Source organism: Streptomyces morookaense (assembly GCF_013030945.1).
GTDB classification, from domain to species: Bacteria; Actinomycetota; Actinomycetes; order Streptomycetales; family Streptomycetaceae; genus Streptomyces; species Streptomyces morookaensis.
The window spans coordinates 45105-58396 of record NZ_JABBXF010000018.1; the positions used below are offsets into that span (position 1 = coordinate 45105).

Below are 13292 nucleotides of genomic sequence, written 5' to 3' on the forward strand. Positions count from 1 at the left end.
TAACGGACCGTCGCAAAAAGTTCAGTCCCCGGAAGGACCCGTCCCGCCCCCGCCCCGCCCCCGGCCACCCCCGACAGGCTCAGATCCCGGCGGCCCGCGCCAGGTCCGTCTTGATCGCGGCCAGCACCTCGGCCCCGCGCACCCGCGCCCCGGCCAGCGCAGCGGCGTCCGCCACCGGCACCACGGCCTCCAGGTAGCACTTCAGCTTCGGCTCCGTGCCGCTCGGCCGCACGATCACCCGGGCGCCCGAGACCAGCCCGGCCTCGTCACCGGCCAGGTGGTACCGCAGGCCGTCCGTCGGCGGCAGCGACTCCGTGCCCTTGCTCAGGTCCTCGGCCGACACCACGTGCAGCCCGGCCAGCACCGCCGGCGGCTGCTCCCGCAGACGCCGCATCGCCGAGGCGATGACCGACAGGTCCTCGACCCGCACCGACAGCTGGTCGGTGGCGTGCAGCCCGTGCTCGACCGCGAGGTCGTCCAGCAGGTCGCTCAGCGTCCGGCCGTGCTCCTTCAGCTCGGCGGTCAGCTCGGCGACCAGCAGCGCGGCCGTGATGCCGTCCTTGTCGCGCACGCCCTCCGGGTCGACGCAGTAGCCCAGCGCCTCCTCGTACGCGTAGCGCAGACCGTCCACCCGGGCGAGCCACTTGAAGCCCGTCAGGGTCTCCTCGTAGGGCGTGCCGGCGCTCGCGGCGGCGATGCGCGAGAGCAGCGACGACGAGACGATCGTCGTCGCGAACGTCCCGGCCGCGTTCTTGTGCACCAGGTGCTCGGCCAGCAGCGCGCCCACCTCGTCGCCGCGCAGCATGCGCCAGCCCTCGACGGTGTCGTCCGCCGGCACGGCCACCGCGCAGCGGTCCGCGTCGGGGTCGTTGGCGATGATGATGTCCGGGGCCTCGCCGCGGGCCGCCGCCTCGCGGGCGGTGGCGAAGGCCAGGTCCATCGCGCCCGGCTCCTCGGGGTTCGGGAAGGCGACGGTCGGGAAGTCCGGGTCCGGTTCGGCCTGCTCGGCGACGACGGTCGGGGCGGGGAAGCCGGCCCGGGCGAAGGCGGCGGTCAGCACGTCGCGGCCGACGCCGTGCATGGGCGTGTAGACGACGCGGACGTCACGCGGGGATCCGCCGGTGAGGACGGCGTCGGTGCGCTCCAGGTAGGCGCCGAGGATGTCCTCCTCGCGGAGCGTCTCCCAGCCGGCGTCCGGGCGCGGCACATCGTTCAGGCTCGCGACCGCCGCGATCTCGGCGGCGATGCCGGCGTCGGCCGGGGGCACGATCTGGGAGCCGTCGCCGAGGTAGACCTTGTAGCCGTTGTCCCGGGGCGGGTTGTGGCTGGCGGTGACCTCGACGCCGGCGACGGCGCCGAGGTGGCGGATCGCGAAGGCGAGGACGGGGGTGGGGAGCGGGCGCGGCATGATCACGGCCTTGAGGCCGGCGCCGACCATGACGGCGGCGGTGTCGCGGGCGAAGTCGGCGCTCTTGTAGCGGGCGTCGTAGCCGACGACGACGGTGCCGTTCGCGTGGCCCTGCTTCTTGAGGTACGCGGCGAGGCCGGCGGCGGCGCGGATGACGACGGAGCGGTTCATGCGCATGGGGCCGGCGCCGAGTTCGCCGCGGAGGCCGGCGGTGCCGAACTGGAGGGTGCCGGCGAAACGGGCACCGAGCTCGGTGAGGTCCTCGCCGTCGATGAGCTTGGCGAGCTCGTCACGGGTCTCGGGGTCGGGGTCCTCGGCGAGCCACGTCCTGGCCTGGGCGATGAGGTCTCGCTGCACGGGGTTCCTCCGGAGGTTGCGGGGCGATACGGGGTTGCGGTGCGGTGTGGTGGGGCGGGGTGCGGGGCGCGACGGGCCCTTCCGGGGGCTGAACTATTTGTGGCCTCGGCGCATCCTTGGGGGTGCCCGGCACCAGCCACAAATAGTCCTTTACGCCCCTCTCCAGGGCCCGTCGCGCCCCGCACCCCTCACGTGAGCGGGGCGTGACCCACACCCATGGTGGGACACGCCCCGGAAGCCGGAAGGCGGCAGGCCTCAGAGACGGGGGAGAACCTTCGCGAGGAGCTCGCCCATCTGGACGGCCGAGTCACGGCCGGCCTGCAGGACCTCTTCGTGGTTGAGGGGCTCGCCGGTCATGCCCGCGGCGAGGTTCGTCACGAGGGAGATGCCCAGGACCTCGGCGCCGGCCTCGCGGGCGGCGATCGCCTCGAGGGTGGTGGACATGCCGACCAGGTCCGCGCCCAGGGTGCGGATCATCTTGATCTCGGCCGGGGTCTCGTAGTGCGGGCCGGGGAACTGGACGTAGACGCCCTCTTCGAGGGAGGGGTCGATCTCCTTGCACAGCGTGCGGAGGCGGGGAGAGTAGAGGTCGGTGAGGTCGACGAAGTTGGCGCCGACGATCGGCGAGGTCGCCGTGAGGTTGATGTGGTCGCTGATCAGCACCGGCTGACCCGGGCGCATGCCCTCGCGGAGGCCGCCGCAGCCGTTGGTGAGGACGACGGTCTTGCAGCCGGCGGCGACGGAGGTACGGACGCCGTGGACGACGGAGGCGACGCCGCGGCCCTCGTAGTAGTGCGTGCGGCCGAGAAAGACGAGCGCGCGCTTGTCGTTGACCTTGTACGAGCGCACGGTGCCCGCGTGACCGGCGACGGCGGCGGCGGAGAAGCCGGGGAGCTCGGTGACGGCGAACTCGGCCTCGGGGGTGCCGAGGGCCTCGGTGGCGGGAACCCATCCGGAGCCCATGACCAGGGCGACGTCGTGGGTCTCGGCGCCCGTGAGCTCGCGCAGGCGGGCGGCGGCGGCGTCGGCCGCGGCGTACGGGTCGGTCTGGGGGGTAACTGATGCGTTCACGCGGACGAGGGTAACCGTTCTCTGCCTACGCGCGTAGATGTCGCCGCTTACGGAGTTCCAATTGTTGCTTTGTGCCTTGCGACGAGGCCTGCGCCACGGCTCGTGCGCTCAGCAGGGCCGCTTGCGCAGCTCCATCACGTAGTCGTGCGGGGCCCCGGCCGACTCGGCGGCGTCCGCGAGCTCCCCCAGGTAGCGGGCGGACGGCAGCCCGCCCTCGTAGCCGTTGAGCACGTAGACCCACGCCGGCTCCTCGCCGTCCAGCGTGTGCACCCGCACCCGCATCCGGCGGTAGATGTCGAGTCCGACACCCTCCCAACGGTCCATCGAGTCCTCGTCCATCGGAGCGATGTCGTAGAGGGCGACGAAGACCTGCGAGCGGGGGGCCTCGACGATGGTGGCGAGGGCGCCCTCCCAGCCCATCTGTTCCCCGCCGAACGTCAGCCGCCAGCCGTTGAGCCAGCCCGTGCCGCGCAGCGGCGAGTGCGGGGCGCGGCGGGTCATCAGCCGCGCATCGAGGTTGCCGGCGTACGCGGCGTAGAGCGACATGGTTCCGAGGGTACGGGAGTGAGGCGGGACGGCATTTGGGGTGGCAGTCTCGAAGGGAGGTTCGTGCGGAATTTTCTGCCGAACCTCGCACGGATCCTCGCGCGGACACGGGCTGCGGCCCGGTAACCGGGCCCCGGAAGGAGTCACTTCGAATGGGTGCGGGACAATGGAGTACGTGACTCGGATCGTGATCATCGGTGGCGGACCCGGCGGCTACGAGGCGGCGCTCGTCGCCGCTCAGCTCGGCGCGGAGGTGACCGTCGTCGACTGCGACGGTCTGGGCGGGGCGTCGGTGCTCACCGACTGCGTGCCCTCGAAGACTCTCATCGCGACGGCCGAGGTGAAGACCAACTTCGACTCCTCGTACGAGGAGCTGGGGATCACCGTCGACGACGGCGAGGACGGCACGGTCGTCGGCGTCGACCTGGGCAAGGTCAACCGCCGTGTGAAGCGGCTCGCGCTGGCGCAGTCGCACGACATCACGGCGTCGGTCACGCGGGCCGGCGGCCGGGTGATGCGGGGGCGCGGGCGGCTGGAGCCGGACCGGGCGCCCGACGGGTCGCGCACGGTCGTGGTGCGGGCCGCGGACGGCACCGAGGAGAGCCTGGTCGCGGACGCGGTGCTGATCGCGACGGGTGCCCACCCGCGGGAGATCCCGGACGCGCTGCCGGACGGCGAGCGGATCCTGAACTGGACGCAGGTGTACGACCTGGAGGAGCTCCCGGAGGAGCTCATCGTGGTCGGTTCGGGTGTCACGGGTGCCGAGTTCGCGGGCGCCTACCAGGCGCTGGGCTCGAAGGTGACGCTGGTGTCGTCGCGCGACCGGGTGCTGCCGGGCGAGGACCCGGACGCGGCCGCCGTGCTGGAGGACGTCTTCCGGCGGCGCGGGATGAACGTGATGGCGCGCTCGCGCGCCGCCTCGGCCAAGCGTGTGGGGGACCGGGTGGAGGTCACCCTGGCCGACGGCCGGGTCATCACCGGGACGCACTGTCTGATGGCCGTCGGGTCGATCCCGAATACTGCCGGGATCGGACTGGAGGAGGCCGGGGTCCGGCTCCTGGAGTCCGGACACATCTGGACGGACAAGGTCTCGCGGACCAGTGCACCCGGTGTCTACGCGGCCGGCGACTGCACCGGGGTCTTCGCGCTGGCGTCCGTGGCGGCCATGCAGGGCCGCATCGCGATGTACCACTTCCTGGGCGACGCGGTGGCCCCGCTCAATCTCAAGACGGTATCTGCGAACGTATTTACGGATCCGGAGATTGCGACGGTCGGGTACACCCAGGCCGACGTCGACAACGGACTGATTGACGCCCGTGTCGTCAAACTTCCGTTGCTGCGCAATCCGCGAGCGAAGATGCAGGGTATTCGGGACGGTTTTGTGAAGATGTTCTGCCGCCCCGGCACGGGCATCGTGGTGGGCGGTGTCGTGGTGTCCCCGCGGGCCAGCGAGCTGATCCACCCGATCTCGATCGCGGTGGACAACAACCTGACCGTGGAACAGATCGCCAGCGCCTTCACCGTCTACCCGTCGCTCTCCGGCTCGATCGCCGAGGTGGCACGGCAGCTGCACACGCGGAAGACGCAGCGGGAGGCGTGACCCGGGCCCTGTGATGGCCCATACCACTTCTCGGGTTGCAGTGCGGAGAACTTCCGTTAATTGCTGCAACCTGCTGAAAACAGATGGTCGTTGGCGTTACTGTCGGTTTCGTGTTCGCTGCAGAACGTCGTCAATTGATCCTCGAAATGGTGCGGGCCAACGGAGCGGTTTCGCTCCGGGAGCTCGCCCGCGTCGTCCAGACCTCCGAAGTGACCGTACGGCGGGACGTGCGGGCTCTGGAGGCCGAAGGACTGCTCGACCGCCGGCACGGCGGTGCGGTGCTGCCGGGCGGATTCACCAGGGAGTCCGGCTTCCCGCAGAAATCCCATCTAGCGACCGCCGAGAAGACGGCCATCGCCGATCTGGCGGCGAGCTTCGTCGAGGAGGGCGAGGCCGTCGTCGTCGGCGCCGGCACCACCACCCAGGAGCTGGCCCGCCGGCTCGCCCGGGTGCCGGGGCTCACCGTGGTCACCAACTCCCTGCTCGTCGCCCAGGCCCTGGCCCACGCCAACCGGGTCGAGGTCGTCATGACCGGCGGCACCCTGCGCGGCTCCAACTACGCCCTCGTGGGCAGCGGAGCCGAGCAGTCCCTGCAGGGGCTGCGCGTGAGCAGAGCCTTCCTGTCCGGGAGCGGTCTCACCGCCGAGCGCGGGCTGTCCACGTCCAACATGCTCTCCGCGAGCGTGGACCGGGCGCTGGTGCAGGCCGCGGCCGAGGTGGTCGTGCTCGCCGACCACACCAAGCTCGGCACCGACACGATGTTCCAGACGGTGCCGACCGACGTCATCACCCGGCTGGTCACCGACGAGCCGCCCGCCCACGACGACCGTGCCGCCACCGAGCTCCAGGCGCTCGCAGACCAGGGCGTGCACATCTCGGTCGCCGGGCCCGGCGCGGGGTCGGGCCCGGCGGCGGGGGTGCCCGGCGAGCCCGTACCGGCCCGCCGCCGGGACGTGCCGCCGCTGCCGGGCCAGCGGCGCAGCCTCCCGCTGGGCCCCGGCCGGCCGGAGGCCCCGGGGCAGGGCGGCCCGCCCGGGGCGCAGCTGCGCAGCGCGGTCTCCCTCGACCAGCCGCCGACGGCACGGGTGGCGGACCTCCGCAGGAGATAGTGGGCCGGGTTGCGGGGGCCTGAGCGCTTCGCGCTACGGGCGCAGGCCCGTGAGTGTCAGCATCAGCAGCCGGTCGGCCAACTCGGGGTCGTCCGGGGACTGTTCGACGGCCAGCGAAATGGCGTTGGTCAGCTGCATCAGGTCGGCGATGTCCACGCCGCCGCGCACCGCTCCGGCCTGCTGGGCCCGCGCCAGCAGCATGCTGCCCGCGTCCCGCAGGGGAAGGCTGCAGCGGGACAGGGCGGAGGCCTTGTCGCTCTGTGCGGCCATCAGGGCCCGGGACAGGCCCCGGTAGGTGCTGGCGTGCGTCACGATGGCCCGCAGCCAGGCCACCAGGGCCCGGCAGGGCTCGGGGGAGGCCAGCAGCTCGCGGGAGCGCGCCAGCAGGCCGTCCAGCTCGCCCTGGAAGACGGCGCTCATCAGGGCCGTGCGGTTGGGGAAGTGCCGGTAGAGGGTGCCGATGCCCACACCCGCGCGGCGGGCGATGTCCTCGAGGGAGGCGTCCGTGCCGTGCTCCGTGAAGGCCGTACGGGCCTCGGCGAGCAGCCGCTCGTAGTTGCGCCGCGCGTCCGCGCGCATGGGTCGTGGTGACGTCTGGGCCGTCTCGGCCGTCATCTCCGTCCGTCCTCCCGCTCGGTGCCCCGTGGTCCCCGCCTGCCAAGGATGCCAGGCGTACAAGAACCCCGAGGGCCCCGGCCGACTACCGGCCGGGGCCCTCGGGGCGGTTGTCGCGGCGGAGCCGCGTCAGTCCTTGATCTCGCAGATGACGGCGCCGGAGGAGACCGAGCCGCCGACCTCGGCGGTGATGCCCTTGACCGTGCCGGACTTGTGGGCGTTGAGCGGTTGCTCCATCTTCATCGCTTCGAGGACGACGATCAGATCGCCCTCGTTGACCTCCTGGCCCTCCTCGACCGCGACCTTGACGATCGTGCCCTGCATCGGCGAGGCGAGGGAGTCGCCCGAGGCGGCGGAGGAGGACTTCCGGGCCGCGCGGCGCTTCGGCTTGGCGCCCCCGGCCGCGGCGGTGCGGGCGATGGTCATGCCCAGGGAGGCCGGGAGGGAGACCTCCAGGCGCTTGCCGCCGACCTCCACGACCACGGTCTCGCGGCCGGCCTGCTCCTCGTCCTCCTCGGCGGCGGCGCCGCCGGCGAAGGGCTTGATGGTGTTGTCGAACTCCGTCTCGATCCAGCGGGTGTGGACGCGGAACGGGTCGGAGGTGAAGGCGGGGTCGGTGACCGCGGCCTGGTGGAACGGGATGGCCGTGGCCATGCCCTCCACCTGGAACTCGGCCAGCGCACGGGCCGCGCGCTGCAGGGCCTGCTCACGCGTGGCGCCGGTGATGATCAGCTTGGCCAGCAGGGAGTCCCAGGCCGGGCCGATGACCGAGCCGGACTCCACGCCCGCGTCCAGCCGCACGCCGGGGCCGGTCGGCGGGGCGAACTTGGTGACGGTGCCCGGGGCGGGCAGGAAGTTGCGGCCGGGGTCCTCGCCGTTGATGCGGAACTCGAAGGAGTGGCCGCGGACCGCCGGGTCGTCGTAGCCGAGTTCCTCGCCGTCGGCGATGCGGAACATCTCGCGCACCAGGTCGATGCCGGTGACCTCCTCGGTCACCGGGTGCTCGACCTGGAGGCGGGTGTTGACCTCGAGGAAGGAGATGGTGCCGTCCTGGCCGACGAGGAACTCGCAGGTGCCCGCGCCCTCGTAGCCGGCCTCCTTGAGGATCGCCTTGGACGCGCGGTACAGCTCGGCGTTCTGCTCGTCCGTCAGGAACGGGGCCGGGGCCTCCTCCACCAGCTTCTGGTGGCGGCGCTGCAGCGAGCAGTCACGGGTGGAGACGACGACCACGTTGCCGTGCTTGTCGGCCAGGCACTGGGTCTCGACGTGCCGGGGGCGGTCGAGGTAGCGCTCGACGAAGCACTCGCCGCGGCCGAAGGCGGCCACGGCCTCGCGCACGGCGGAGTCGTAGAGCTCGGGGACCTCTTCGAGAGTGCGGGCGACCTTCAGGCCGCGACCGCCGCCGCCGAAGGCGGCCTTGATGGCGATCGGCAGGCCGTGCTCCTCGGCGAAGGCCACGACCTCGTCCGCCCCGGAGACGGGGTCGGAGGTGCCGGCCACCAGCGGGGCGCCGGCGCGCTGGGCGATATGACGGGCCGCCACCTTGTCGCCCAGGTCGCGGATCGCGTGGGGCGGCGGTCCGATCCAGGTCAGCCCGGCGTCGAGAACGGCCTGGGCGAACTCCGCGTTCTCGGACAGGAACCCGTATCCGGGGTGGACGGCGTCGGCACCGGACTCGGCGGCCGCGGCCAGGACCTTGGCCATGTCCAGGTAGCTCGTCGCCGGGGTGTCACCGCCCAGCGCGTACGCCTCGTCGGCCGCACGGACATGCAGCGCGTCACGGTCGGGGTCGGCGTAGACGGCCACACTCCCGATTCCGGCGTCCCGGCATGCACGAGCGACGCGGACAGCGATTTCGCCACGGTTGGCGATGAGCACCTTGCGCACGATGGCTCCCTCCTTGAAACAAGGTGAGTTTAGGTACTGGCGACACTCTGTGCCGACCCGACTTCCGGGGTGAGCTTGCCCACACGGAGCGTGAGACGGGAGCCGTGTGCGGACCGAAGCCCCCAGAACCTCCACCGTACGCCGGGTTCGGGCGGCTGAGGCGGCGTGCCGGTGTGGTCTGCATCTCCATGATCGCGTGGCGGTCAGGGGGTCGTTTGTTTGTGGAGTCCCTACGAACGGGTGAAGCAAAGTTTGCGCCCAAGGAGCCCTCTGGTTTCTTGCTTACCCACGGGTAGGCGCGGTTATCCGGGCCGGCCGCGGCGGCGGGGGTGATCCTCAGGCCAACTTGGCCGCTTCCGCCGCGACATGGCGCAGGGCCTCCGTGACCCGGCGTCCGTGCCGGCGGAACTCCTCCACGGGCAGTGCCGCCGAGACGGCCCGCAGCGCCCCGGGCACCGGCACGGCCACACAGGCCACCCCGGCCGCGCACTCCTCGATCTCCACCGCGAGTCCCTCCCGCCGCACCCGGCGCAACTGGACGTCCAGCAGCTCCGGGGAGGTGATCGTCCGCGGTGTGACGGCGGGCATCCCCGAGGCCGTGAGCCGGCGCAGCCGGGCGGCCCGGGGCAGCGCGGCCAGCAGGACCTTGCCGTGGGCCGTGGCGTGCGGGACGGCGTCGTGGCCCACGGAGAAGCCGCCGGTGGCGGGGTGGGCGGTGGCGGTGCCGGCGAGGACGGCGATGTCGCCGTCCCGGTAGGCGCTGAAGTAGGTGTCCGTCCCGACGGTCTTGCGCATCCGCACGAGCAGCTCCTGCACCTCGTCGCTCACCTGCATCTGCCGCTGGAACGCGTGGTGCAGGGCGGGCACGCGGTAGCCGAGCGCGTAGCCCGCGGGTGTACGGACCAGGTGCCCGCGCGCGGTGAGGGTGCCGAGCAGTTCGTACACCGTGGACAGTCCGCAGCCCAGCCGGCGGGCGAGGGCCTTGGCGGGCACCGGGTCCGCGGAGGCGGCGACGGCGTCCAGGACGTCCAGGGCGCGGTCCACGGACTGCGGCACGGTGATCCTTTCGGGGTGGGGGCCTTTCCAGCGTCGCACATCGGCAGATGTGCGGATGCGCGGGCGAAGTCCCGGGCGGGTGTGCGGAATTCGCGCGCGGTGCGGCACCGCCCTTACGGGCGACGGGTGTTGGGCGATGCGGGCCTCGGGTGGCGCAGGGGAGGGTGACCGAAATGCCATGACATCGTTGATGAAGTCATGATCAAGCGCATTGCCGCAGCCGCCGCTCTCGCCGGCGCAGCTCTCTCCGTGACCTCCGTCCCCGCATCCGCCGCGCCGTCCGCGCCCACGCCGGCGCCGCCGCCGAGGAGCATGCCGGATGCCCAGTCCGCGGCGAAGCCGGCTGCCCAGCCGGCGGCGACGGGCGGGAAGACGGCGAAGGCCGGGCAGACCGCACCGGCGGACCGGCAGACGCCGGCCGCGAAGGGCGCGCCCGCCGCGCAGGCGCCGGCGGGGAAGGGTGGTGCCCCCATGGGCAAGGCCGCGCCCGCCGGGAAGGCGGCCCCGGGCAGGCCGGCCGGCGACCGGATGCAGCCGAGTTCGCATGCCGGTCCCGTCACGGCGCCGCCGCCGAGCCGGCTCCAGGAGCCGGGCCAGCCCGAGACCAGCATCTACCCCGGCGCCGTCAACCAGCTCGGCAAGCTCGACCAGCTCAACCAGCTGGGCCAGCTCAACCGCGTGACCCAGGAACTCCCGCTCTGACGGGACGGTGTCGGGGGCTCAGGCCCTCAGACCCACAGGTCGGTGATCGGGACCCCCAGCTCGGCGAGCAGCCGGCGCAGCAGGGGAAGGGACAGGCCGATCACATTGCCCGGGTCCCCGTCGATGCCCTCGATGAACGGCGCCGAGCGCCCGTCGAGGGTGAAGGCCCCCGCGACGTGGAGCGGCTCGCCGGAGGCCACGTAGGCGGCGATCTCCGCGTCGTCCGGCTCGCCGAAGCGGACCGTGGTCGAGGCCGTGGCCGAGGCGCGGCGGCCGGTGGCCGTGTCGATGACGCAGTGGCCGGTCCGCAGCTCGCCGGAGCGGCCGCGCATCGACTTCCAGCGGGCTGTCGCCTCCTCGGCGTCGGCGGGCTTGCCGAGGGCCTGGCCGTCCAGCTCCAGCACCGAGTCGCAGCCGACCACCAGGGCTCCGGCGGCCTCCGGCCGTGCGGCCACGGCCGCGGCCTTGGCCTCTGCCAGCACGAGCGCCAGCTCGGCGGGGGTGGGGGCGTCCAGGGCGTCCTCGTCGACTCCGCTGACGATCACCTCCGGGGCGAGGCCTGCTTGGCGCAGCAGGCCCAGGCGCGCCGGGGACGCGGAGGCGAGGACGAGGCGGCGTGCGGGGGTTTCGGTCATGCCGCTCAGCCTATGTGGTCCGGTGCGGGCCGTTCGTGGTTGCTCGCGCAGTTCCTCCCCCAGCTACCGCTGGGGGACCCCCAGAGGTGCCCCCAGCGCCCCTTACGGGGCGCGATGGCGGGGCACTTACCTGGCCAGGACCGCCTCCATCACCTTCTTCGCGATCGGGCCCGCCAGTTTGCCGCCGGAGATCTGGTCGTCCGGGACGCTGTCGTCGGGGTCGATCATCACCGCGACGGCGACGGGCGAGCCCTCGGCGGTCTTGGCGTAGGAGATGAACCAGGCGAGGTTCTTCTGCTTCGCGCCGCGCTCGGCGGTGCCGGTCTTGCCGCCCACGGTGACGCCGTCGATGAGGGCGGCCTTGCCGGTGCCCTTGGTGGCGGTGTCCTCCATCATCTGCTGGACCTTCTTCGCGACCTCGGGCGAGGCCGCCCGGGACAGCTCCTCCGGCTTGTGCTTCTCGATCGTCGACAGGTCCGGGCTGCGCAGTTCCTCGACCATGTACGGCTTCATCAGCTTGCCGTCGTTGGCGATCGCGGCCGTCATCATGGCGACCTGCAGAGGGGTGGCGGTCAGGCTGCCCTGGCCGATGCCGGCGAGCGCGGTCTGCGAGGAGTTGATGTTGTCCGGGAAGGTGCTCTTCGCGGCCCGGACGGGGGTGTCGACCTTGGGGTTGTTGAAGCCGAACTTCTCGGCGGTCTGCCGCATCTTGTCCTTGCCGAGGTCCGAACTCGCCTTGCCGTAGACGTTGTTGCAGGAGTGCTGCATGGCCACGTCGAGGCTGGCGTTCTTGCAGGGCGCGGTGGGGTTCTGGTTGGGCAGGACCGTGCGGGTGCCGGGCATGGTCCACGGGTCCGGCGAGTCGGTGCTCGCGTTGATGTCCGTGTGGAGGCCGTTCTCCAGGGCCGCCGTCGCCGTCACGATCTTGAAGGTCGAGCCGGGCGGGTAGACCTCCTTCAGGGCCCGGTTGAGGGTCGGCTTGTCCTTGTCCTTCTCCAGTTCCTCCCAAGCGGCCTTGTCCTTGGCCGAGTTGCCCGCGAAGACCGACGGGTCGTACGAGGGCGTGGAGGCGAGTGCGAGGATCTTGCCGGTGCGCGGGTCGAGGGCGACGACGGCGCCCTTCTTGTCGCCGAGCCCCTCGTAGGCCGCCTTCTGGGCCTTGGGGTCGATCGTCGTGACGACGTCGCCGCCCTGGTTCTTCTTCCCGGTGAGCAGGTTGCTCGTGCGCTGCAGGAAGAGGCGGTCGTCACTGCCGTTGAGCAGCTTGTTGTTGAGGTTCTCCAGCTGGGTGCTGCCATAGCCCTGCGAGAAGAAGCCGGTGACCGGGGCGTACATCTTGCCGTCCGTGAACGTGCGCTTGTACTTGAGGTCGGTCCCGGTCTCGGAGGATCCGGTGATCGGCTGCCCGCCGACGATGATGTTGCCGCGCGGCTGCGCGAAGTTCGCCATGGCGACGCGCCGGTTGTGTTCGTTGTTGGCGAGCTCGTTGCTGCGGACGAACTGCACCCAGGTGGCACGGACCAGCAGCGCGAGCACCAGCACGCCGCTGAAGATCGCTATATGGCGGACAGGCTTGTTCATGGTGTGACGGACTCCCCGGTTCGCGGCATATCACTGGGACTGACGCGAATCGGGTGAATGTAGTTCCTGGTGGGGCAAACCTGTGGTGTGCCTGTGACGCAGGAGACCAGGGTCACGGCAGGCCCAGGACGACGAACAGCACCACCATGCCGACCGCCAGCACCACCCCGGCACGGCGCAGCATCCGCTGCGCCTCACGGAGATCGTCGGGGGAGTCGTCGGGCGGGTCGGACCAGAGCATGTTCCCCATGCTCCGGTCCGGCCGTGCGCAGCGCCTGAGTACGGGTACTCAGGCGGCGCCCCGTCAGGGGCGCGGGGAACTGCGCGAGCAACCACGACGCGCCCGTAGTCGACGTCCCCGGGGCTGCGCCCCGGGCCCCTGGGTAGTGCGTCGGCTGCGGGCCGGTGGGGGCTGGTCGCGCAGTTCCTCCCCCAGCTACCGCTGGGAGGTGCCCCCAGCGCCCCTCCGGGGCGCAGCGGACAGGCCTCCTAGGCCGGCCAGTACGACGTGCGCCAGGCCCGTGGCCCGGGCCGCGGCGCCCGGAGTGCCGTCGTCCGGCGCTCCGGGCTGGACCACTCCGGGCGCAGCCGGCCCGCATCGGGCGCGGCTGCCGCCCGGGCAGCCGCGCGCGCCTGGACCACCGCCAGAGCGGCGGCCAGCTCCTCGGGGGTCGGGTTGCCCCGTACGACCTTGATCACTGCAGCGTCCCTTCCACAGCGTCGGT

Annotated in this window: 13 protein-coding genes; 3 read left to right on the top strand and 10 right to left on the bottom strand. The window is 72.1% G+C overall.

Going from position 1 to position 13292, the window contains the following annotated elements; all coding sequences use genetic code 11:
• Positions 1 to 79 precede the first annotated feature (79 nt).
• From HG542_RS10095 to HG542_RS10105, 3 genes are all read right to left on the bottom strand, one after another.
• Positions 80 to 1765 (bottom strand): phospho-sugar mutase, encoded by a 1686-nt coding sequence (locus HG542_RS10095; protein ID WP_171079816.1) that lies wholly within the window; start codon positions 1763 to 1765, stop codon positions 80 to 82.
• Positions 1766 to 2020: 255 nt separating this feature from the next.
• Entirely contained in the window at positions 2021 to 2836 is an 816-nt protein-coding gene (locus HG542_RS10100; protein WP_171079817.1) for a purine-nucleoside phosphorylase, read from the bottom strand.
• Positions 2837 to 2944: 108 nt separating this feature from the next.
• The gene (locus HG542_RS10105; protein WP_006347041.1) at positions 2945 to 3382 is read right to left on the bottom strand and encodes a gamma-glutamylcyclotransferase family protein; all 438 of its coding nucleotides are present in this window, start codon (positions 3380 to 3382) and stop codon (positions 2945 to 2947) included.
• Positions 3383 to 3548: 166 nt separating this feature from the next.
• Here HG542_RS10105 and HG542_RS10110 point away from each other — a divergent pair, with 166 nt between their 5' ends.
• Together HG542_RS10110 and HG542_RS10115 are read left to right on the top strand one after the other, a co-directional pair.
• Positions 3549 to 4982, top strand: a complete 1434-nt coding sequence (locus HG542_RS10110) for an NAD(P)H-quinone dehydrogenase (RefSeq protein WP_171079819.1) — start codon at positions 3549 to 3551, stop codon at positions 4980 to 4982.
• A gap of 146 nt (positions 4983 to 5128) precedes the next feature.
• Positions 5129 to 6091 carry a DeoR/GlpR family DNA-binding transcription regulator gene (locus tag HG542_RS10115; RefSeq protein ID WP_229922564.1) on the top strand — a complete coding sequence of 321 codons (963 nt, stop codon included), beginning with the start codon at positions 5129 to 5131 and terminating at the stop codon, positions 6089 to 6091.
• 33 nt (positions 6092 to 6124) lie between these two features.
• Here HG542_RS10115 and HG542_RS10120 read toward each other — a convergent pair whose 3' ends face one another.
• The 3 genes from HG542_RS10120 to HG542_RS10130 all read right to left on the bottom strand — a co-directional run bounded on the left by HG542_RS10120 (position 6125) and on the right by HG542_RS10130 (position 9649).
• Positions 6125 to 6706, bottom strand: coding sequence for a TetR/AcrR family transcriptional regulator (locus HG542_RS10120; protein ID WP_227727107.1), 582 nt, complete (start codon positions 6704 to 6706; stop codon positions 6125 to 6127).
• A 129-nt stretch (positions 6707 to 6835) separates the two neighbouring features.
• Positions 6836 to 8593, bottom strand: a complete 1758-nt coding sequence (locus tag HG542_RS10125) for an acetyl/propionyl/methylcrotonyl-CoA carboxylase subunit alpha (protein WP_171079822.1) — start codon at positions 8591 to 8593, stop codon at positions 6836 to 6838.
• A 336-nt stretch (positions 8594 to 8929) separates the two neighbouring features.
• Positions 8930 to 9649: an IclR family transcriptional regulator gene (locus tag HG542_RS10130; protein ID WP_227727111.1), complete on the bottom strand. Its 720-nt coding sequence runs from the start codon at positions 9647 to 9649 to the stop codon at positions 8930 to 8932.
• 198 nt (positions 9650 to 9847) lie between these two features.
• On the opposite strand from HG542_RS10130, the gene HG542_RS10135 reads away from it, so the two are divergent.
• Positions 9848 to 10351 carry a hypothetical protein gene (locus tag HG542_RS10135; protein WP_171079826.1) on the top strand — a complete coding sequence of 168 codons (504 nt, stop codon included), beginning with the start codon at positions 9848 to 9850 and terminating at the stop codon, positions 10349 to 10351.
• Positions 10352 to 10377: 26 nt separating this feature from the next.
• On the opposite strand, the gene HG542_RS10140 is transcribed toward HG542_RS10135, so the two are convergent.
• From HG542_RS10140 to HG542_RS10150, 4 genes are all read right to left on the bottom strand, one after another.
• Complete coding sequence (locus tag HG542_RS10140) at positions 10378 to 10986, bottom strand: Maf family protein (RefSeq protein WP_171079828.1); 609 nt, start codon at positions 10984 to 10986, stop codon at positions 10378 to 10380.
• Positions 10987 to 11112: 126 nt separating this feature from the next.
• Positions 11113 to 12567: a peptidoglycan D,D-transpeptidase FtsI family protein gene (locus HG542_RS10145; RefSeq protein ID WP_171079830.1), complete on the bottom strand. Its 1455-nt coding sequence runs from the start codon at positions 12565 to 12567 to the stop codon at positions 11113 to 11115.
• Positions 12568 to 12679: 112 nt separating this feature from the next.
• On the bottom strand, positions 12680 to 12808 hold the full coding sequence (gene mmpB / locus HG542_RS34900) for a morphogenic membrane protein MmpB (RefSeq protein WP_255315868.1): 129 nt from the start codon (positions 12806 to 12808) through the stop codon (positions 12680 to 12682).
• Positions 12809 to 13056: 248 nt separating this feature from the next.
• The gene (locus HG542_RS10150; protein ID WP_171079831.1) at positions 13057 to 13266 is read right to left on the bottom strand and encodes an acyl-CoA carboxylase epsilon subunit; all 210 of its coding nucleotides are present in this window, start codon (positions 13264 to 13266) and stop codon (positions 13057 to 13059) included.
• Positions 13267 to 13292 lie beyond the last annotated feature (26 nt).

Bases quoted from the DNA above. Each gene is read 5' to 3' on its own strand.
- HG542_RS10105 (WP_006347041.1), bottom strand. From the start codon at position 3,382: ATGTCGCTCTACGCCGCGTACGCCGGCAACCTCGATGCGCGGCTGATG.
- HG542_RS10110 (WP_171079819.1), top strand. From the start codon at position 3,549: ATGGAGTACGTGACTCGGATCGTGATCATCGGTGGCGGACCCGGCGGC.
- HG542_RS10115 (WP_229922564.1), top strand. From the start codon at position 5,129: ATGGTGCGGGCCAACGGAGCGGTTTCGCTCCGGGAGCTCGCCCGCGTC.
- HG542_RS10120 (WP_227727107.1), bottom strand. From the start codon at position 6,706: ATGACGGCCGAGACGGCCCAGACGTCACCACGACCCATGCGCGCGGAC.
- HG542_RS10135 (WP_171079826.1), top strand. From the start codon at position 9,848: ATGATCAAGCGCATTGCCGCAGCCGCCGCTCTCGCCGGCGCAGCTCTC.
- HG542_RS10140 (WP_171079828.1), bottom strand. From the start codon at position 10,986: ATGACCGAAACCCCCGCACGCCGCCTCGTCCTCGCCTCCGCGTCCCCG.
- HG542_RS10145 (WP_171079830.1), bottom strand. From the start codon at position 12,567: ATGAACAAGCCTGTCCGCCATATAGCGATCTTCAGCGGCGTGCTGGTG.
- mmpB (WP_255315868.1), bottom strand. From the start codon at position 12,808: ATGCTCTGGTCCGACCCGCCCGACGACTCCCCCGACGATCTCCGTGAG.